This window comes from Streptomyces sp. NBC_01210 (assembly GCF_036010325.1).
Lineage (GTDB): Bacteria > Actinomycetota > Actinomycetes > Streptomycetales > Streptomycetaceae > Streptomyces.
Genome location: NZ_CP108549.1, coordinates 5,316,914 through 5,335,809, shown reverse-complemented (window position 1 = coordinate 5,335,809; position 18,896 = coordinate 5,316,914). Strand labels below are relative to the sequence as shown.

Annotated in this window: 18 protein-coding genes; 10 read left to right on the top strand and 8 right to left on the bottom strand. The window is 69.4% G+C overall.

The window, feature by feature from the left end; all coding sequences use genetic code 11:
• The first annotated feature begins 35 nt into the window (after window positions 1-35).
• From OG735_RS24270 to OG735_RS24245, 6 genes are all read left to right on the top strand, one after another.
• Window positions 36-1,865 (top strand): phosphatidylglycerol lysyltransferase domain-containing protein, encoded by a 1,830-nt coding sequence (locus OG735_RS24270; protein ID WP_327325271.1) that lies wholly within the window; start codon window positions 36-38, stop codon window positions 1,863-1,865.
• Between the two features lie 121 nt (window positions 1,866-1,986).
• Entirely contained in the window at window positions 1,987-2,844 is an 858-nt protein-coding gene (gene folP / locus OG735_RS24265) for a dihydropteroate synthase (RefSeq protein WP_327325270.1), read from the top strand.
• Window positions 2,841-3,287, top strand: a complete 447-nt coding sequence (locus tag OG735_RS24260; RefSeq protein ID WP_327325269.1) for a nuclear transport factor 2 family protein — start codon at window positions 2,841-2,843, stop codon at window positions 3,285-3,287. The genes folP and OG735_RS24260 overlap by 4 nt, the downstream gene beginning before the upstream one ends.
• Before the next feature lie 189 nt (window positions 3,288-3,476).
• Window positions 3,477-3,836: a dihydroneopterin aldolase gene (gene folB, locus OG735_RS24255; RefSeq protein WP_327325268.1), complete on the top strand. Its 360-nt coding sequence runs from the start codon at window positions 3,477-3,479 to the stop codon at window positions 3,834-3,836.
• Window positions 3,833-4,456: a 2-amino-4-hydroxy-6-hydroxymethyldihydropteridine diphosphokinase gene (gene folK, locus OG735_RS24250; RefSeq protein ID WP_327325267.1), complete on the top strand. Its 624-nt coding sequence runs from the start codon at window positions 3,833-3,835 to the stop codon at window positions 4,454-4,456. The genes folB and folK overlap by 4 nt, the downstream gene beginning before the upstream one ends.
• A 61-nt stretch (window positions 4,457-4,517) precedes the next feature.
• A complete protein-coding gene (locus tag OG735_RS24245; protein WP_327325266.1) occupies window positions 4,518-4,994 on the top strand; it encodes a DUF3180 domain-containing protein in 477 nt (158 codons plus the stop codon).
• Between the two features lie 277 nt (window positions 4,995-5,271).
• On the opposite strand, the gene folE is transcribed toward OG735_RS24245, so the two are convergent.
• From folE to dacB, 6 genes are all read right to left on the bottom strand, one after another.
• Window positions 5,272-5,877: a GTP cyclohydrolase I FolE gene (folE, locus tag OG735_RS24240; protein WP_327325265.1), complete on the bottom strand. Its 606-nt coding sequence runs from the start codon at window positions 5,875-5,877 to the stop codon at window positions 5,272-5,274.
• Between the two features lie 118 nt (window positions 5,878-5,995).
• Window positions 5,996-8,026, bottom strand: a complete 2,031-nt coding sequence (gene ftsH, locus OG735_RS24235; RefSeq protein ID WP_327325263.1) for an ATP-dependent zinc metalloprotease FtsH — start codon at window positions 8,024-8,026, stop codon at window positions 5,996-5,998.
• 172 nt (window positions 8,027-8,198) lie between these two features.
• Window positions 8,199-8,738 (bottom strand): hypoxanthine phosphoribosyltransferase, encoded by a 540-nt coding sequence (gene hpt, locus OG735_RS24230; protein WP_327328434.1) that lies wholly within the window; start codon window positions 8,736-8,738, stop codon window positions 8,199-8,201.
• A 51-nt stretch (window positions 8,739-8,789) separates the two neighbouring features.
• Window positions 8,790-9,866, bottom strand: a complete 1,077-nt coding sequence (gene tilS, locus OG735_RS24225; RefSeq protein WP_327325262.1) for a tRNA lysidine(34) synthetase TilS — start codon at window positions 9,864-9,866, stop codon at window positions 8,790-8,792.
• 187 nt (window positions 9,867-10,053) lie between these two features.
• Window positions 10,054-11,184: a zinc-dependent metalloprotease gene (locus OG735_RS24220; protein ID WP_327325261.1), complete on the bottom strand. Its 1,131-nt coding sequence runs from the start codon at window positions 11,182-11,184 to the stop codon at window positions 10,054-10,056.
• 67 nt (window positions 11,185-11,251) lie between these two features.
• Entirely contained in the window at window positions 11,252-12,655 is a 1,404-nt protein-coding gene (dacB, locus tag OG735_RS24215; RefSeq protein WP_327325260.1) for a D-alanyl-D-alanine carboxypeptidase/D-alanyl-D-alanine endopeptidase, read from the bottom strand.
• A gap of 86 nt (window positions 12,656-12,741) precedes the next feature.
• On the opposite strand from dacB, the gene OG735_RS24210 reads away from it, so the two are divergent.
• Complete coding sequence (locus OG735_RS24210) at window positions 12,742-13,236, top strand: inorganic diphosphatase (RefSeq protein ID WP_108151010.1); 495 nt, start codon at window positions 12,742-12,744, stop codon at window positions 13,234-13,236.
• A 170-nt stretch (window positions 13,237-13,406) separates the two neighbouring features.
• Window positions 13,407-15,059 carry a threonine/serine ThrE exporter family protein gene (locus tag OG735_RS24205; protein ID WP_327325259.1) on the top strand — a complete coding sequence of 551 codons (1,653 nt, stop codon included), beginning with the start codon at window positions 13,407-13,409 and terminating at the stop codon, window positions 15,057-15,059.
• 82 nt (window positions 15,060-15,141) lie between these two features.
• On the opposite strand, the gene OG735_RS24200 is transcribed toward OG735_RS24205, so the two are convergent.
• Window positions 15,142-15,837 carry a DedA family protein gene (locus tag OG735_RS24200; RefSeq protein WP_327325258.1) on the bottom strand — a complete coding sequence of 232 codons (696 nt, stop codon included), beginning with the start codon at window positions 15,835-15,837 and terminating at the stop codon, window positions 15,142-15,144.
• 184 nt (window positions 15,838-16,021) lie between these two features.
• Here OG735_RS24200 and OG735_RS24195 point away from each other — a divergent pair, with 184 nt between their 5' ends.
• Window positions 16,022-16,387 carry a YbjQ family protein gene (locus OG735_RS24195; RefSeq protein WP_327325257.1) on the top strand — a complete coding sequence of 122 codons (366 nt, stop codon included), beginning with the start codon at window positions 16,022-16,024 and terminating at the stop codon, window positions 16,385-16,387.
• Window positions 16,388-16,460: 73 nt separating this feature from the next.
• Here the strand turns inward: OG735_RS24195 and OG735_RS24190 are convergent, their stop codons facing one another.
• Window positions 16,461-17,219 (bottom strand): MerR family transcriptional regulator, encoded by a 759-nt coding sequence (locus OG735_RS24190; protein ID WP_327325256.1) that lies wholly within the window; start codon window positions 17,217-17,219, stop codon window positions 16,461-16,463.
• A 221-nt stretch (window positions 17,220-17,440) separates the two neighbouring features.
• Here OG735_RS24190 and OG735_RS24185 point away from each other — a divergent pair, with 221 nt between their 5' ends.
• Entirely contained in the window at window positions 17,441-18,862 is a 1,422-nt protein-coding gene (locus tag OG735_RS24185) for a glutamate decarboxylase (RefSeq protein WP_327325255.1), read from the top strand.
• The last annotated feature ends 34 nt before the right edge of the window (window positions 18,863-18,896 follow it).

The following is an 18,896-nucleotide window of genomic DNA, read 5'->3' as shown; positions in this document are numbered from 1 at the left end:
GGGACACAGGATCTCTCGCGGAATCACGGGAAGCGATGTCTGCAACGGTAGATGGGGACAAATCAGGATTGGTTCCGGATCGGGTGCGTCGCATACTGCGCGGCCCCCGCCCGGAGGCGGTCCCTGCGCTGGTCGGCACGGCCTCCACACTCGTCGGCCTGATCGACGTTGCCGCCGGGGTCTTCCCCCGATTCCGGCACAGTCGGATGCACTCGATCGCCGAGGTGCTGCCGGGATCGACCGGCCCCTTCGCCGCGGCGCTCTCGCTCTGCGCCGGCGTACTGCTGCTGCTGCTCGCCCACGGGCTCAAGCGCCACAAGCGCCGCGCCTGGCGGGCTGCGGTGATCCTGCTCCCCGTCGGGGCGGTGGGGCAGTTCGTCTACCGCCACTCGGTGATCGGTGCGCTGGTCTCGCTGGTGCTGCTGACGCTGCTGCTGCGCCACCGGAGTGAATTCGCCGCGCTGCCCGACCCGCGCAGCCGCTGGAAGGCGCTCGCCAACTTCATCCTGATGGGCGCCGGTTCCCTGGGCCTCGGCCTGGTCATCGTCAGCGTGCACCCCGGCAACGAGGTTGGCAGCCCCAGCCTCACCGACCGCCTGGAGCACGTCCTGTTCGGGCTCTTCGGTTTCGAGGGTCCCGTCGACTACGCCGACGGGGTGTCCTGGACGGTCGGCTACTCCCTCGGTGCGCTCGGTCTGCTGACCGCCGTCACCACCATCTATCTCGCCTTCCGCCCCGAACACCCGGCCGCGCGCCTCACCGAGGACGACGAGCGCCAGCTGCGCGACCTGCTCACCCGGCACGGCAGGCGGGACTCGCTGGGGCACTTCGCGCTCCGCCGCGACAAGGCCGTTGTCTTCTCACCGAGCGGCAAGGCCGCGGTCACCTACCGCGTGGTCTCCGGCGTGATGCTCGCCAGCGGCGACCCGATCGGCGATGTCGAGGCCTGGCCCGGCGCCATCGAGCGCTTCATGGACGAGGCCAAGGCGCACTCCTGGACCCCGGCTGTGATGGGCTGCTCGGAGACCGGCGGCGAGGTCTGGACCCGGGAGACCGGTCTGGACGCGCTGGAGCTGGGTGACGAGGCGGTGGTGGACGTCGCGGATTTCTCCCTCACCGGGCGCGCGATGCGCAACGTACGCCAGATGGTGAAGCGCATCGAGCGCAATGGCTACGAAACCCGGGTACGGCGCGCTCGTGACCTCTCCGACGAGGAGCTGGAGGCGATCCGCCTGGCCGCGGCGGCCTGGCGCGGCACCGACACCGAGCGCGGCTTCTCGATGGCGCTGGGCCGGATAGGCGACCCGGCCGACGGCGACGCCGTGATCGCCACGGCGCACAAGGAGGACCCCGATTCTCCGTACGGCGACCTCAAGGCGATCATCCACTTCGTCCCGTGGGGTACGGACGGGATGTCCCTGGAACTGATGCGCCGCGACCGCTCGGCCGACCCGGGCATGAACGAACTGCTGATCGTCGCGGCGCTGCAGGCCTCGCCGGGGCTGAAGATCGAGCGCGTCTCGCTCAACTTCGCGATGTTCCGCTCGGCGCTGGCGCGCGGCGAGAAGATCGGCGCGGGCCCGGTGCTCCGGATGTGGCGCGGCCTGCTGGTCTTCCTGTCCCGCTGGTTCCAGATCGAGTCGCTGTACAAGTTCAACGCAAAGTTCCAGCCGCGCTGGGAGCCGCGCTTCGTGGTCTTCCGCAACACGCGTGACCTGCCGCGTATCGGCTTCGCCGCGATGCAGGCGGAGGGCTTCGTGAACGTCGCGCTCCCCCGCCTCTTCCCGCGCCGCCGCCCGGCCCGCCAGCCGCGCCCCTGCGCACACATGACCGTCAAGGCGGAACACGAGGTCCGCGCGGCGTGACAGCCGAGCCCTTGACTGTGGGTATCCCGTACCCACACAGCCGAGGGCGGGCGGGTGCGGCAGACCCTCCCGGGCCCACCGGCGTGACCTCCGCCCCTCCCGGCGGGCCTAGGCTGGGCGTATGAGTACGTTGCGTGGACGGGGCACGGCCGACGGCCTGCCGGAGTGGGATCGCTGTGCGGTCATGGGAGTCGTCAATGTGACGCCCGACTCCTTCTCCGACGGCGGCCGCTGGTTCAACACCACGGCCGCGGTCAAGCGCGGCCTCGACCTCGTCACCGAGGGTGCCGACCTCGTCGACGTCGGCGGTGAGTCCACCAGGCCCGGCGCCAGCCGGGTCGACGAGGACGAGGAGCTGCGGCGGGTCGTTCCCGTCGTACGCGGCCTGGCGGCCGAAGGCGTCACCGTCTCCGTGGACACCATGCGCGCCACCGTCGCCGAGCAGGCCGTCGCGGCCGGCGCGGTGCTCGTCAACGACGTGAGCGGCGGCCTCGCCGACCCCCGTATGGTCCCGGCGGTCGCCGCGACCGGCGTCCCCTTCGTGGTCATGCACTGGCGCGGCTTCAGCCAGGACATGAACAGCCGTGCCGTATACGGAGACGTCGTCGCCGAGGTCGTCGCCGAGCTGCGCGAGCGTATGGAGGCCGTCGTCGCGGGCGGCATCGCGCCCGAACGCCTCGTCATCGACCCCGGCCTCGGCTTCGCCAAGCAGGCCGAGCACGACCTCGCTCTCGTCGCCCACCTCTCCGAACTGCGCGCGCTGGGCCGCCCCGTGCTGGTCGCCGCCTCGCGCAAGCGGTTCCTCGGCCGCGTACTGGCGAAGGAGGGCGCAGCGCCGCCGGCCCGGGAGCGCGACGCCGCCACGGCCGCGGTCTCCGCGATCGTGGCGCACGAGGGCGCGTGGGCGGTACGGGTCCATGAAGTACGGGCGACGGCCGACGCCGTCCGGGTCGCGCGGGCCGTCGAGGCCGCCCGGTGAGCCGTACCGACGTAGAACTGGTCGAAGAGGCCAACACCGCGTTCTACGAGACGATGGAGCGCGGAGACTTCGAGGAGCTCTCCGGTCTGTGGCTCGAGGACGACATCTCGTGCATCCATCCCGGATGGCCGGTGCTCTCGGGCCGCGGCGAGGTGCTCCGCTCGTACGCGCTGATCATGGCGAACACCGAGTACATCCAGTTCTTCCTCACCGATGTGACGGTGAGCCTGGCCGGCGACACCGCGCTGGTGACCTGTACCGAGAACATCCTCAGCGGCGGCCCGGCCGAGGAGAGCGGCGCGCTCGGACCGCTCGTCGGGCAGCTCGTCGTGGCCACCAATGTGTTCCGCCGCACATCGGACGGATGGAAGATGTGGTCACACCACGGTTCACCCGTCCTGACGGAAAGCGACGACGAAGAGGACAACGAGACCCCCTCGTAAGTGGGTAGGCGCACTTTGGGGGATTGGAAATCCGGGTCCCGGGTAGGGCGGCTACCAGCCTCGCGGCATGCCCGTCCACAACCCGTGGGCGAGCACTGTCGGTGCTCGCAGGTAGATTCGAATCTGGACACCGAGCCGCCCGCACGTGGCTGTGTGCCCGCAAGACCAACGACAGCAGGAGTGATTCGCGTGGATCGTGTCGCGCTGCGCGGCCTCAAGGCCCGCGGGCACCATGGCGTCTTCCCCCGGGAGCGCGAGGAGGGGCAGACCTTCATCGTGGATCTGGTGCTGAGCCTCGACACACGCCCCGCGGCAGTCAGCGACGACCTGGCGAAGACCGTGCACTACGGCATTGTCGCGGAGGAGGTCGTCGCGGTCGTCGAGGGCGAGCCCGTCGACCTCATCGAGACGCTGGCCGAGCGGATCGCCCAGCAGTGCCTCAAGCACGACGGCGTGGAGGAGGTCGAGGTGGTCGTGCACAAGCCGGACGCCCCGATCACCGTGCCCTTCGACGACGTGACCATCACGATCACCCGGAGCCGAGTATGACCGTATCTTCGTCGTTCCCTTCGGACTGGACGCAGAGCGACCCGACCGTGCAGCCGGTGCCCGCCTCCGTGGTGGAACAGGTCGACGCGGCCGATGTCACACTGTCCAATCCGAAACGGGCCGTGATCTCTCTCGGCTCCAACCTGGGCAACCGCCTGGAGACGCTTCAGGGCGCGATCGACGCGCTCGAGGACACGCCCGGCCTGCGGGTCAAGGCGGTCTCTCCGGTGTACGAGACGGAGCCGTGGGGCGTCGCGCCCGGCAGCCAGCCCTCGTACTTCAACGCGGTGGTCGTGATCAAGACCACACTGCCCCCGTCCTCCCTCCTGGAGCGCGGCCAGGCCATCGAAGAGGCCTTCGAGCGGGTCCGTGAGGAGCGCTGGGGCCCACGCACGATCGACGTCGACATCGTGGCGTACGCGGATGTCGTCTCGGACGACCCGGTTCTCACCCTTCCCCACCCGCGGGCCCATCAGCGCGCCTTTGTGCTCGCCCCGTGGCACGACGTCGAGCCGGAGGCCCAGCTGCCGGGCCGCGGCCCGGTCGTTGAACTGCTGGCCGGCATCGGCCAGGACGGTGTGCTTGCCCGGGCCGACCTGGAACTCCGTCTGCCCGAGTAGTCGTTAGGCTCTTCGGATCCGTACGGCACGCGGCACACGACAAACAGATGAGGGGCGCTGGGTGAAGCAACTGCGGCTCGGGGTACTGGCCGGTCTCTTCATCGTGGCCGGGGTACTGAGCTGGGGCGGCGCCCGGCTCTGGGAATCGTTCGGCACACTGCCGAGCGTGCCGCTGGCCGCGCCGATCGTGCTGGCGGTGATCGCGGTCGTCCTCACCGCGACCGCGCTCTCGCTCCGCGCCCGCCTGAAGGCTCAGCGCGAGCGGCGCCCCGGCGCGAAGGGCGTGGAGCCGCTGATGGCGGCGCGCGCGGTGGTCTTCGGCCAGGCGAGCGCACTGGTGGCGGCGCTGGTCTGCGGGATGTACGGCGGCACGGGCGTGTTCCTGCTGGGCTCCCTCGACATCCCGGCCCGCCGGGACCAGGCGATCTACGCGGGCTTCTCGGTGGTGGCGGGCATCGGCGTGATCGCGGCGGCGTTCTTCTTGGATCGGGTCTGCAAACTCCCGGAGGACGACGACGAAAACGCGGCCCCGGTGTAAGCGGCGCGCGCAGTGCCCTGGTTCACCATGGGCAACGTCCACTGCTTCGCGCCCTGACGACCGTCACTTCCGTGCCGGTCGTCTGCACGGTCCGCTCCCCGTCCAAGGTCCACAAGGTCCACAAGGTGGAGCCGCTCCGGACGTTCCTGGCCTGTTCGCGCCCGCCGACGACGTGCACAGTCTGCTTGCTCGGAAGCCCGTAGCCGATCGCGATCCCCCTTGATCAGCGATCGACTCCGCTGCTCCAGGACCGTATCGGGCACCACTGACAATCCGGCTATCGCGCCAGTATCAGGCTCATCGCCTCGGAGCGCGTGGTGGAGTCACGCAGCTGGCCGCGCACCGCCGACGTGGTCGTCTTGGCGCCGGGCTTGCGGATGCCTCGGACCGACATGCACATGTGCTCCGCCTCGATGACCACGATCGCGCCGCGCGCCTCGAGGATGCGCATCAGCGAGTCCGCGATCTGCGTGGTAAGTCGCTCCTGCACCTGCGGCCGACGGGCAAAGACGTCGACGAGGCGGGCCAGCTTCGACAGGCCCGTGATCTTGCCCGTGTCGGCCGGGATGTAGCCGACGTGGGCAACTCCATGGAACGGCAGCAGATGATGCTCGCACAGAGAGACGATTTCAATGTCCTTCACCAGGACCATCTCGTCGTGCCCCAGGTCGAACGTCGTCGTCAGGACCTCTTCGGGCTCCTGCCACAGGCCGGCCAGGAGCTCCCTGTACGCGCGCGCCACGCGGCCCGGCGTCTCCCGCAGGCCCTCGCGGTCCGGGTCTTCCCCGACCGCGATGAGGAGCTCGCGTACGGCGTTCTCGGCCCGCTTCTCGTCGAATTCGCCGATCGTGCCTTCGCCGTCCAGCGTCACCGGGTCGGTCATCTGTGCCTCGTTCCTGTGCTTTCGCGTGCGTGCATACAAGAATGCCGCGCCCCCCAGGCTAAAACCTGGGGGGCGCGGCATTCATTCCGGGCCCCGAGTGACCGGAGCGACGGCAGGGTCAGCCCTCCGGACGCTCCTCCGGGACCGCCTCGACGGCCGGAGCGGCATCCGTCGGCTGCGCGCCGTTGGAGCCGTTGGAGCCGACGGCGCCGTTGGTCAGCGCCAGCTCCTTCGGCGAGAGCACCGGCGGCCGCGTGGACGGCGTACGCCGCGAGGAGCCGGTCCACGCGGGGCGGGCCGGGCGCCGCACGAGCGGCGCGAAGATCTCGGCGATCTGCTCCTTGCCGAGGGTCTCCTTCTCCAGCAGCTGGAGGACCAGGTTGTCGAGAACGTCGCGGTTCTCGACGAGGATCTCCCAGGCCTCGTTGTGCGCGGTCTCGATGAGCTTCTTGACCTCTTCGTCGACGAGCGCGGCAACCTCTTCCGAGTAGTCGCGCTGGTGACCCATCTCACGGCCCAGGAACGGCTCGGTGTTGTCGCCACCGAACTTGATCGCGCCGAGCCGCTCGGTCATGCCGTACTGCGTGACCATCGCGCGGGCCGTGGTCGTGGCCTTCTCGATGTCGTTGGCCGCACCGGTGGTCGGGTCGTGGAAGACGAGCTCCTCGGCCGCGCGCCCGCCCAGCATGTACGCCAGCTGGTCGAGCATTTCGTTGCGCGTGGTCGAGTACCTGTCCTCATCCGGCAGGACCATGGTGTAGCCGAGCGCGCGGCCACGGGACAGGATCGTGATCTTGTGGACCGGGTCGGAGTTCGGTGAGGCCGCCGCGACCAGGGCGTGACCGCCCTCGTGGTACGCGGTGATCTTCTTTTCCTTGTCCGACATGATCCGGGTCCGCTTCTGCGGGCCCGCCACGACGCGGTCGATCGCCTCGTCCAGGGCGTGGTTGTCGACCAGCTTCTTGTCGCCGCGTGCGGTGAGCAGCGCGGCTTCGTTCAGCACGTTCGACAGGTCCGCGCCGGTGAAGCCGGGCGTACGACGGGCGACAGCGCCCAGGTCGACGTCCGGGGCGACCGGCTTGCCCTTCTGGTGAACCTTGAGGATCTCCAGACGGCCCTGCATATCGGGACGGTCGACGGCGATCTGCCGGTCGAACCGGCCCGGGCGCAGCAGCGCCGGGTCGAGGATGTCCGGCCGGTTGGTGGCGGCGATCAGGATGACGCCGCCCTTCACGTCGAAGCCGTCCATCTCGACGAGCAGCTGGTTCAGCGTCTGCTCGCGCTCGTCGTGGCCACCGCCGAGACCCGCACCGCGGTGCCGGCCGACGGCGTCGATCTCGTCGACGAAGACGATCGCCGGGGCGTTCGCCTTGGCCTGCTCGAAGAGGTCACGCACTCGGGAGGCACCGACGCCGACGAACATCTCGACGAAGTCGGAACCCGAGATCGAGTAGAAGGGGACGCCCGCCTCGCCCGCGACGGCGCGAGCGAGCAGCGTCTTGCCCGTACCGGGCGGGCCGTACAGCAGCACACCCTTCGGGATCTTGGCGCCGACCGCCTGGAACTTGGCCGGCTCCTGCAGGAACTCCTTGATCTCGTGGAGCTCCTCGACGGCCTCGTCGGCCCCCGCCACATCGGCGAAGGTCGTCTTCGGAGTGTCCTTGGTGATCAGCTTGGCCTTGGACTTCCCGAAGTTCATGACTCGGGAGCCGCCGCCCTGCATCTGATTCATCAGGAACAGGAAGACCACGACGATCAGGACGAAGGGCAGCAGCGAGAGCAGCACCGAGACGAACGGGCTCTGCTTCGACGGCGAGACGGTGTAACCCTTCCCGATGTCGCCCGCTTCGTACTTCTTCTGCAGAGTGGTCGCAAGATCAGCACCCTGGGTGCCGATATAGCTGGCCTGGATCTTGTCGCTGCCCTTGACCTTCTGGCCGTCCTTCAGATCCACCTTGATGATCTGTTCGTCGCCGGTGGTCAGCTTGACCTGGTCGACCTGGTTCTTGTCGATCGCCTGGACGACCTCGCCAGTGTCCACCGTCTTGTAGCCGCCGGACGAGCCGACGACCTGCATCAACACGACCACGGCGAGGACGGCCAGCACGATCCACATGACCGGCCCACGGAAGTATCGCTTCACGTCCATCCATACGGAGCGAAATCGCCCCGTCCCTCCTGCCCGTAGGTAAATGCTGCTGTGAGAAAAGACTGTTCTTCGGACGGTACCCCAGCATCGTCACCGCGACCGCACGGTACGGCTGACAAACCCGCCCTCCCATGCTCCAACGGCGAGAAGGGGGCTGAGGTTCCCGGCGGGGTCAGCCGCCGTAGACGTGTGGCGCGAGTGTGCCGACGAATGGCAGATTGCGGTACTTCTCCGCGTAATCCAGCCCATACCCGATGACGAACTCATTCGGGATGTCGAAGCCGATCCACTTCACGTCGATCGCCACCTTTGCGGCATCCGGCTTACGCAGCAGAGTGCAGACCTCGAGGGAGGCCGGCTCGCGCGAACCGAGGTTCGACAGCAGCCACGAGAGCGTGAGGCCGGAGTCGATGATGTCCTCGACGATCAGGACGTGCTTGCCCTTGATATCGGTGTCCAGGTCCTTGAGGATCCGGACCACGCCCGAGGACTGGGTGCCCGCGCCGTAGGACGACACCGCCATCCAGTCCATCGTGACGGGGGTGGACAGCGCACGCGCCAGGTCCGCCATCACCATCACGGCGCCCTTGAGGACACCGACGATGAGCAGGTCCTTGCCCGCGTACTCCGCGTCGATCTTCGCAGCCAGTTCAGCCAGCTTCGCGTCGATCTCTTCCTTGGTGATGAGCACCGACTGGAGGTCGGTGCCCATGTCCTTCTCGTTCACCCGGGTCACTTTCGTTGTGCATTCGCTGCAGCTGCGTCAGCCTTGCCGGATGACCAGTCTGCCACCCTGCCGCCGCGCCTCGACGCGCCCCGGCAGATTGATGGCTCCCTGACCGCGCCAGCTCGTGATCAGCCGGTCGACTTCCTCGACGTGCCGGGCGAAGAGCGAACCGGCCGGCGCACCGGCTTCGATGGCGGCCCGGCGCAGCACCCGGCGGCGGACGGCGGGCGGCAGCGCGTAGAGCTTCGCGCACTCGAGCCGCCCGGCGTCGTCGCGTACGGAGGAGTCCACATCGGCGGCCCAGGTGTCCAGGGCGTCCGCATCGTCGCGGGAGAGCTGGGCGGTACGGGCCAGGGCCTCCACGACGCCCTTGCCGAGCGCCTTCTCCAGGGCGGGCAGGCCCTCGTGGCGCAGCCGCGAGCGGGTGTAGGCCGGGTCGGCGTTGTGCGGGTCGTCCCAGACGGGCAGCGACTGGACCATGCAGGCCTTGCGGGCGGTCTGCCGGTCGAGCTGGAGGAAGGGGCGACGGTAACGGCCCGCCGCCCCCGAGACGGCCGCCATTCCGGAGAGCGAACGGATGCCGGAGCCGCGGGCGAGGCCCAGCAGGACGGTTTCAGCTTGATCATCGCGGGTGTGGCCGAGCAGAACGGCCGCGGCGCCATGGCGCTCCGCGGCGTCGTCGAGGGCGGCGTAGCGGGCATCGCGGGCCGCGGCCTCGGGGCCGCCCTCGCGGCCGACTCGTACGGCGATGGCTTCGACGGGGTCGAGCTGCATCGCGGTGAGCCGTGCGGCGACTTCGGCAGCACGGAGGTCGGAGCCGTCCTGGAGGCCGTGGTCGACGGTGATGCCGCCGGCCCGGACGGAGAGTTTGCGGGCCTCGAAGGCGAGGGCGGAGGCGAGGGCCATGGAGTCGGCGCCGCCTGAGCACGCCACAAGGACGAGCGGCTGCTCGCCTGAGGGCGCGGCGTGGAGGGGGGAGGTCGTGGAGGAGGAGTGCGCGGGAGCCGCGTGGCCCACGGAGCGCGAGACGCGTTCGCAGTGTTCGGTGAGTACGTCGTGGAGTACGCGGCGGACCGCCAGGCGTATCGCCGCGACCGCAGGATGGGGACCCATGTCCGGTGCCCTTCGTGAAAGTTGGGGGGTGCCTCGGTCGGAGTCGGGACGGAAGATTCAGTCACTCAGAGTGCGTCGATGGTGACAGAACCGGGCCGATACCCGAGCATTGCACGCCTACCCATTGCCTACGGTCCCTCGGATGGGTGATTAGGGGGGCGTCCTTCTGCCGTCGGACGCCTCCCGCTCACGACTCTGTTTTACGGTGCACCCTCGCGACCCAGTCCGCCGGTTTGGCGATCTCCGCCTTGGTGGGGAGGGTGTTCGGGGACGTCCAGACCCGGTTGAATCCATCCATACCGACCTCATCGACCACGGAGCGAACAAAGCGCTCGCCGTCGCGGTACTGACGCAGCTTGGCGTCGAGCCCCAGGAGCTTGCGCAACGCCTGGTCGAGACGGCTCGCGCCACGGGCCCTGCGCTGCTGGAACTTCTCCCGGATCTCGGCGACGGACGGCACGACATCTGGTCCGACGCCGTCCATCACGAAGTCCGCATGGCCTTCCAGCAGCGACATCACGGCGGTCAGCCGACTGAGGATCTCGCGCTGGGCGGGGGTCTGCACCAGCTCGACGATGGAGCGGCCGCCCTCGTCCTCCTCGCCCTCGGGGCGGGCGCCGGAGAGCGACTGGGCGGCTTCCCGGAACCGCTCCAGAACGGTCATCGGGTCGACCTCGGTCTCGCCGAGAAATGACTGGATCTCACCCTCGAGATGGTCCCGGAGCCACGGCACGCCGGTGAACTGGGTGCGGTGGGTCTCCTCGTGCAGGCAGACCCAGAGCCTGAAGTCGTGCGGTTCGACATCGAGTTCACGCTCGACATGGACGATGTTCGGGGCGACAAGGAGCAGCCGCCCGCCGCCGTTCTGACCGGCGGGCAGCTCACGGGTGGCGGGGGCGAAGGTCTCGTACTGTCCGAGGACCCGCGAGGCCAGGAACGACAGCAGCATGCCCAGCTCGACGCCGGTCACCTTGCCGCCGACCGCGCCGACCAGTGCGCCTCCCGGGCTGCCGGAGCGGCGCTCCTGCATCTTGTCCAGCAACGGCTTCAGCAGCTCGCGGAAGCCCGCGACATTCGCCTTGACCCAGCCCGCCCGGTCCACGACGAGGACGGGGGTGTCCTGCGGCTCATGGCCTTCGGGGATCATCCGGGTGAAGGCCCGCACATGCTCTTCAGATGATTTGGCATGCCGGCGCAGCTCGGCGACGACGGCACGCGCCTCGTCCCGGCTCACGTCGGGGCCCGGCCGCACGAAGCGGGTTGCGGTCGCCACAGCGAGATTCCAGTCGACCATCTCGACACCACCGATGCTCGTCATGCGTCAACCGTACGTTGTCGGCTCCGGCGGCGGTCAGGTGTTGGAACCGGCCGATTCGCCGGGTACGTCACGAAGCCAGTGCGGCGGCCAGCCGGTCCAGGGCGGGCTGGGCGGCCTCCGCGGACGGGGTGCTCCCTGCCAGGAAAGCGAAGGCGAGGAAGCGTCCGTCCGGGGCTACGACCGTGCCTGCCAGGGCGTTGACGCCGCTCAGGGTGCCGGTCTTGGCGCGCACCAGGCCGGTGCCGGGCGAGGTGGCGCCGTAGCGGGTCTGCAGCGTGCCGCTGAAGCCGGCGACCGGGAGGCCGGTCAGGACCGGGCGCAATTCGGGGTGGGCCGGGTCGGCGGCGCGGGTCAGCAGCGCGGTCAGCAGGCTCGCGGAGAGTTTGTCGTCGCGGTTCAGACCGCTGCCGTCGGCGAAGTGCGCGCCGGTCAACGGGAGCTTCAGTTTGGCGAGTTGCTTGGTGACGGCACGCGCGGCCCCGTCGAAGCTCACCTCCTCGCCCGTCGCGATCGCGGTCTGGCGGGCGAGTGCTTCGGCGATGTCGTTGTCGCTGTTGGTCAGCGCCCGCTCGACCAGCGCCGAGAGCGGTTCGGAGAGGACTTTGGCGAGAGGGACCGAACCGGCGGCGGGCCGGCCGGAAGCGGGCTCCGCGGAGGTGTTGATGCCGCGCTCGGACAGCAGGCGCCCGAAGGCGCGGGCCGCGTCGCCCGCCGGGTCCCCGGTGCGCCCGGCGTTGCCGGTGGTCCTGTCGTCGATCCGGCCCTCGCCGACCATCAGCGCGCTGACCGGGGCAATGTTGCCGTTGGGGCCGATGGGGTGCCGGCCGGGGCCCGCGTAGAGCGAAGTGTCGTAGGTGAGGCGGACCGTGGTGGTCCCACGGTCGCGCAGGGCACGTGCCGTCCGGTCGGCGAGCCTGCCCAGACCGGCCCTGTCGAGGCTCGCGTCGCCGCCGCCGACCAAGGTGAGCGTCTTGCCGTCCTTGGACGCGACGACCGTGGTGGGGATGCGGTGGTCGGGGCCGAGCGCCGACAGCGCCGCGACCGAGGTGGCGATCTTGATGGTGGAGGCCGGTGTCATCGGGTCCGCGGCCCCCTTCCCGTACAGCTGCCTGCCGGTCGCCACATCGACGACCGAGGCCGTATGGACCGCTCCGAGGCCGGGGTCGCCGAGGAGCGGCGCGAGCAGCTTCGCGAGCCCGGCGGGTGCGGTCGCCGGGGCCGTCGCGGGCGCGGTCGCCGGAGCGCCGAGCGCGGCGAGCACTCCGGGGGCGCTGGGCGCGGGCGCCGGCCGCTTCGGCCTGCGGACCTCGTGATGTGCGCCACCCACGTCGCTCTGGGCAGCCACCCGCTGCCTCTCGGCCTTACGCTGGCCCGAGTCCCAAGGACCGGCCGCGGCCACCGCCCCGGCAGCGAGGGCGAGGCCGACCACGGCGGCGCCCGCAGCGAGCTGCCACGTCCTGACCTCTGGCACCTCGCACCAGCCCCTTTCGCGATCACACACCTGCGTGAGGGACACTTAACCACCAGACGTATGTGTTGATCATGGAGGAGCCACCCGTGGAGTTCGACGTCACCATCGAGATCCCGAAGGGTTCGCGGAACAAGTACGAGGTGGACCACGAGACCGGTCGGATCCGCCTGGACCGTCGACTCTTCACCTCGACCAGCTACCCGGCCGACTACGGCTTCGTCGAGAACACCCTCGGCGAGGACGGCGACCCGCTGGACGCGCTGGTCATCCTTGACGAGCCGACCTTCCCCGGCTGCCTCATCAAGTGCCGCGCCATCGGAATGTTCCGGATGACGGACGAGGCAGGCGGCGACGACAAGCTGCTGTGCGTGCCGGCCTCCGACCCGCGAGTGGAGCACCTGCGCGACATCCACCACGTGTCCGAGTTCGACCGCCTGGAGATCCAGCACTTCTTCGAGGTCTACAAGGACCTGGAGCCGGGCAAGTCCGTCGAGGGTGCGAACTGGGTCGGCCGCACCGAGGCCGAGGCGGAGATCGAGGCCTCCTACAAGCGCCTCGAGGCGCAGGGCGGGGCTCACTGAGCTCCCGCTGGGCGGGCTCACCGAGCCGGCGCTGAGCGCGTACTGATACGCCGCTGAGCTGCTCGTACGGGCGGTACACCCTCGGGGTGTACCGCCCGTTGTTCGTGTGGCCAGGTGTCCGTGCTCATACTGAGCTGACACGGCGACACGAGAGGGAGCGAGGACAGCACGTGGTGGCGGAGCCGGAGGGTCCGGAAGACCGGAAGCCTCAGTCCGACGAGGCGCACAGCGCCTTCACCCCGCCGGCGGGGGTGGGACAGCCGGAAGCGCCCGAGGAGGACCATCCATCCTCGGAGTTCGCCGTTCCGGCCGGGATCGGCACCGAAGCTCCGGCCGAGCCGGAGGGTTCCGCTTTCGCCCCGCCCCGCACCTACAGCGCCAAGGACTCACCGCCCGCCTTCACCCCCGCGCACGGCATCCCCGCGGTCCGGCTCACCAAGGACGGGCCCTGGCAGGACCGGATGCGGGCAATGCTGCGGATGCCGGTGGGCGAACGGCCGGTTCCCGAAGCGGTGCAGAAGCACGACGAGGGCGGTCCCGCCGTTCCCCGCGTGCTGGACCTGACGCTCCGTATCGGCGAACTGCTGCTCGCGGGAGGCGAGGGCGCGGAGGATGTCGAGGCCGCCATGTTCGCCATCTCGCGTTCGTACGGCCTGGACCGCTGCGAGCCGACCGTCACCTTCACCCTGCTGTCGATCACGTATCAGCCCTCGCTGGTCGACGATCCGGTGACGGCGAACCGGACGGTGCGGCGGCGTGGCACCGACTACACCCGGCTGGCGGCCGTCTACCGCCTCGTCCACGACATCAGCTCCGAGGAGATGGAGATCTCCCTGGAGGAGGCCTACCGGCGGCTTGCGGAGATCCGGCGTAACCGGCACCCGTATCCGGGCTGGGCGCTCACCGCGTCCGGCGGTCTGCTGGCCGGCGCGGCATCCGTGCTGGTCGGCGGTGATGTGGTGGTGTTCCTGGCGGCGGCGATCGGCGCGGTGCTCGGCGACCGGCTGGCCTGGCTGTGCGCGGGACGCGGGCTGCCGGAGTTCTACCAGTTCGTCGTCGCGGCCATGCCGCCGGCCGCGATGGGTGTTGCCCTGACGCTCTCACCGCTGGAGGTACGCGCCTCCGCGGTGATCACCGGTGGACTCTTCGCGCTGATCCCGGGGAGGGCTCTCGTCGCCGGTGTGCAGGACGGCCTGACGGGCTTCTACATCACCGCGGCCGCCCGGCTGCTCGAGGTCGGCTATCTCGTCGTCGGCATCGTCGTCGGCGTGCTGATGGTGCTCTATCTGGGCGTCGCGCTGGACGCGGGCCTCAACCCGGAGACCGCCATCCACAGCGTGGAGCGACCGGAGATCCAGACGCTGGCGGCGATGGCGCTGTCGCTCTGCTTCGCCGTACTGCTGCAGCAGGAGCGCAACACGGTGCTGCTTGCGGCGCTCAACGGTGGAGTGGCCTGGGTGGTGTACGGGGCGCTGGCGGACACCGCGGGTGCACCGCCGGTCGCCGCGACGGCCGTCGCGGCCGGTCTGGTGGGCCTGTTCGGGCAGATGCTCTCGCGCTACCGGTTCGCGTCCGCGCTGCCGTACGTCACCGCTGCGATCGGGCCGCTGCTGCCGGGTAGCGCGACGTACTTCGGGCTGCTGGAGATTGCCAGGAACGACCTCAACGCGGGCCTCGCCTCACTGTCCAAGGCGGCGGCGCTGGCGCTGGCCATCGCGATCGGGGTGAACCTGGGCGGGGAGATCTCCCGGCTGTTCCTGCGGGTGCCGGTCACCGAGGGGCCGGCCGGGCGCCGCGCGGCCAAGCGGACACGCGGCTTCTAGACCTCGGCGGGATCTTCGGGACCCTCCGGCGGGACTTCGAAAACCCTCCGGGGAACTGCTGGACCTTCCCGGCGGGAAGGGATCAGCGCTTGGCGTGGCGGCCGCGCTGGGCCGACGGCACCTCGGCGGCCGGTCCGGCAGCGGCGGCTTCCTTCTTGTTCTTGGAGCGGGCCCGCAGGAACTCGATCCCGATCGGGACGACCGAGAGCAGCACGATCAGGATCAGCATCGCTTCGATGTTCTTGTGGACGAACTCGACGTTGCCGAGCGCGGCGCCGAGCAGGGTGACACCCGCGCCCCAGAGCGTGCCGCCGATGACGTTGAAGGTGATGAACGAGCGGTAGTTCATCCGGCTCACACCGGCGATGATCGGCGTGAAGGTCCGCACGATGGGCACGAAGCGGGCCAGGACCAGCGACTTGGGGCCGTACTTCTCGAAGAATTCGTGCGCCTTCTCCACGTTCTCCTGCTTGAAGAGCTTGGAGTCGGGGCGCTTGAAGAGAGAGGGGCCGACCTTTCGGCCGAAGAGATAGCCGACTTGGTCACCGACGACCGCGGCAAGCACCACCAAGGCGCACACCGCCCACAGCGGAAGGCTGTTCAGGCTCCCGGTCGTCACCAGCAGGCCGGTGGTGAACAGCAGCGAGTCACCCGGCAGGAAGAAGCCGATGAGCAGGCCGGACTCGGCGAAGACGATGACCAGGACACCGATGAGGCCGAAAGTCCCGATCAGATAGTCCGGGTCCAGCCAGCTCGGTCCGAGCGCAAGGGTGGTCACGAGGTCCGGGCTCCTGAGTCGATAGTCGGTCGATCGGCGATCGGCATGGTCGGCCGCCCAAAGGTATCAACGCCTTCGGGCACCTCCACGTTCCATCTGCCTGTTCAGGATGCACTGTGCGCGGACTGGGACAAAGCTGTGCGTCACAAGCCCCGGACGGCAGCGGTACGGAAGGTGGACGCAGATGGGCATCGAGGATTACGGCGGCGGACAGGGCCCGCAGTCCGACGTACTGGTCGTCACCACGAACGACGTACCCGGATTCCAGGTGCAGGAGGTCATCGGCGAGATCTTCGGTCTGACGGTGCGCTCGCGGCATCTGGGCAGCCAGATCGGCGCGGGCCTCAAGTCGATGATCGGCGGCGAGCTGAAGGGGCTGACCAAGACCTTGGTCGAGACCCGCAACCAGGCGATGGAGCGGCTCGTCGAGCAGGCGCGGTCGCGCGGCGCGAACGCGGTGCTGATGTTCCGCTTCGATGTGACGGAAGCGGCGGATGTGGGCACGGAGGTCTGTGCATACGGCACGGCGGTGATCCTGGCCCGTACCTGAGCCCTGGACGGACCCGAATCCGGACCGGACGGGCCCGAATCCGGACCAGGAATCACCCACCCACAGGAGTCCCTCAGCTGTTGCGCACCGCGTTGGCGAGGATCGCGTCACGCAGATGGACGGCGAGGCCCGGCCGGGTGGAGTCGTAGAAGGCGCGGAACCGTTCGTCCGACACATACATGTCGCCGAGGCACGTGTGGAACTCGTAGGTGCACTCGTAGAACCACTTGGTGATGTGCTGCCGGTGCTCCTCGGCCAGGTCCATGGCCCGCTCACCGGTCGGCGGCTCGCCGTCCGCCATCAGGGCGTCGTAGCGCGCGCCCCAGTCGGCGACCTCGGCCTGCATGCGCTTCCAGTCGTCCTTGGTGTAGGCCGCGGCCCGCCGCTGCGACTCGGCGTAGGCCGCGGTGCCGCCCCAGCGCTGCTCCGCCTCCTCCGCGTACTGCTCGGGGTCCTTGTCCCCGAAGACCTCGAACCTCTCCTCGGGCGTGAGGTTGATGCCCATCTTCTTCGCCTCCATGGCTTGTTCGACGGCAGCGGCCATCTGCTGCAACTTGGTGATCCGGGCGGACAGCAGCTCGTGCTGCCGGCGCAGGTGTTCCTGCGGGTCCGCATCCGGGTCGTCGAGCAGCGCCGCGACCTCCTCGAGCGGGAAGCCGAGCTCCCGGTAGAACAGGATCTGCTGCAGCCGGTCGAGGTCGGCGTCGTCGTAACGCCGGTGGCCCGCAGTGCTGCGGCCGCTCGGGGAGAGCAGTCCGATCTCGTCGTAGTGATGCAGTGTGCGCACCGTCACTCCGGCGAAACCGGCGACCTGTCCCACGGAGTAGCTCATCGCCTTCCGCTCCCTTCGTTTCTCGGTACGCGCCTCAGCCTGAGTCCTCACGTCACGTGAGGTGCAAGCCCAATAGTGCGACGCAGCCTCATCGCCGCCCGACGAGCCATCAGTCCCCTTTGTCCGTATCGTCGCGCTTGACCTCATCGCGGCACGTGAACTCATCGCGCTTGAACTCATCGCGCCTGAACTCATACGGACCGAGGAAGGCAGAGCGACGGATGCCACTCCACAAGGGCGCAAGCGACTCCCCCGACGAGCAGGCGCGGCGCCGGCTCGCCCTCAACCCCTTCTTCGGGGAGACCGACCCGGTCAGTGGAATGACCTTGGCCCCGCCCAGGCACCGGCTTCCCGACGGTCCGATGCCGCCGGCGACCGCGTACCGGCTGGTCCATGACGAGCTGATGCTCGACGGCAACTCCCGGCTCAACCTCGCCACCTTCGTCACCACCTGGATGGAGCCGCAGGCCGGGGTGCTGATGGGCGAGTGCCGGGACAAGAACATGATCGACAAGGACGAGTATCCCCGCACGGCCGAACTGGAGCGGCGCTGTGTGGCCATGCTCGCCGACCTCTGGTGCGCCCCGGACCCCGAAGCCGTGGTCGGCTGCTCGACCACCGGCTCCAGCGAGGCCTGCATGCTCGCCGGGATGGCCCTCAAGCGCCGCTGGACGCAGCGCAACAGCGACCGCTACCCCGCCACCGCCCGGCCGAATCTCGTCATGGGCGTCAACGTTCAGGTCTGCTGGGACAAGTTCTGCAACTTCTGGGAGGTCGAGCCGCGGCTCGTGCCCATGGAGGGCGACCGCTTCCACCTCGACCCGCAGGCCGCCGCCGATCTCTGCGACGAGAACACCATCGGCGTCGTGACCGTGCTCGGCTCGACCTTCGACGGGTCGTACGAACCGGTCGCCGAGGTCTGCGCGGCCCTGGACGCCCTCCAGGAGCGCACCGGCCTGGACATCCCCGTCCATGTCGACGGCGCGTCCGGCGCGATGGTCGCGCCCTTCATCGACGAGGAGCTGGTCTGGGACTTCCGGCTGCCGCGGGTCTCCTCCATCAACACCTCCGGGCACAAGTACGGCCTGGTCTATCCCGGCGTCGGCTGGGCGCTGTGGCGCTCGTCCGCCGAGCTGCCCGAGGAGCTGGTCTTCCGGGTCAACTATCTGGGCGGCGACATGCCCACCTTCGCCCTCAACTTCTCCCGGCCCGGCGCGCAGGTCGTGGCGCAGTACTACACGTTCCTGCGGCTGGGGCGCGAGGGTTTCCGGGCCGTCCAGCAGACGACCCGCGATGTCGCCCTCGGGCTCGCGGACGAGATCGCGGCCCTGGGTGATTTCCAACTCCTCACCCGTGGCGACCAGTTGCCCGTGTTCGCCGTGACCACCGCCCCGGACGTGCAGAACTTCGATGTCTTCGACGTCTCGCGACGGCTGCGCGAGCACGGCTGGCTGGTGCCCGCGTACACCTTCCCGGCCAACCGCGAGGATCTCTCGGTGCTGCGGGTGGTCTGCCGCAACGGCTTCTCGGCCGACCTCAGCGAGCTGCTGCTCGAAGACCTGCGGACGCTGATGCCGGAACTGCGCCGCCAGCCCCACCCCATGAGCAAGTACACGGCGGCGGCAACAGCCTTCCACCACTGACTTCCGCCGGTTCCGGTGTCGGCCGCCGAGCCGG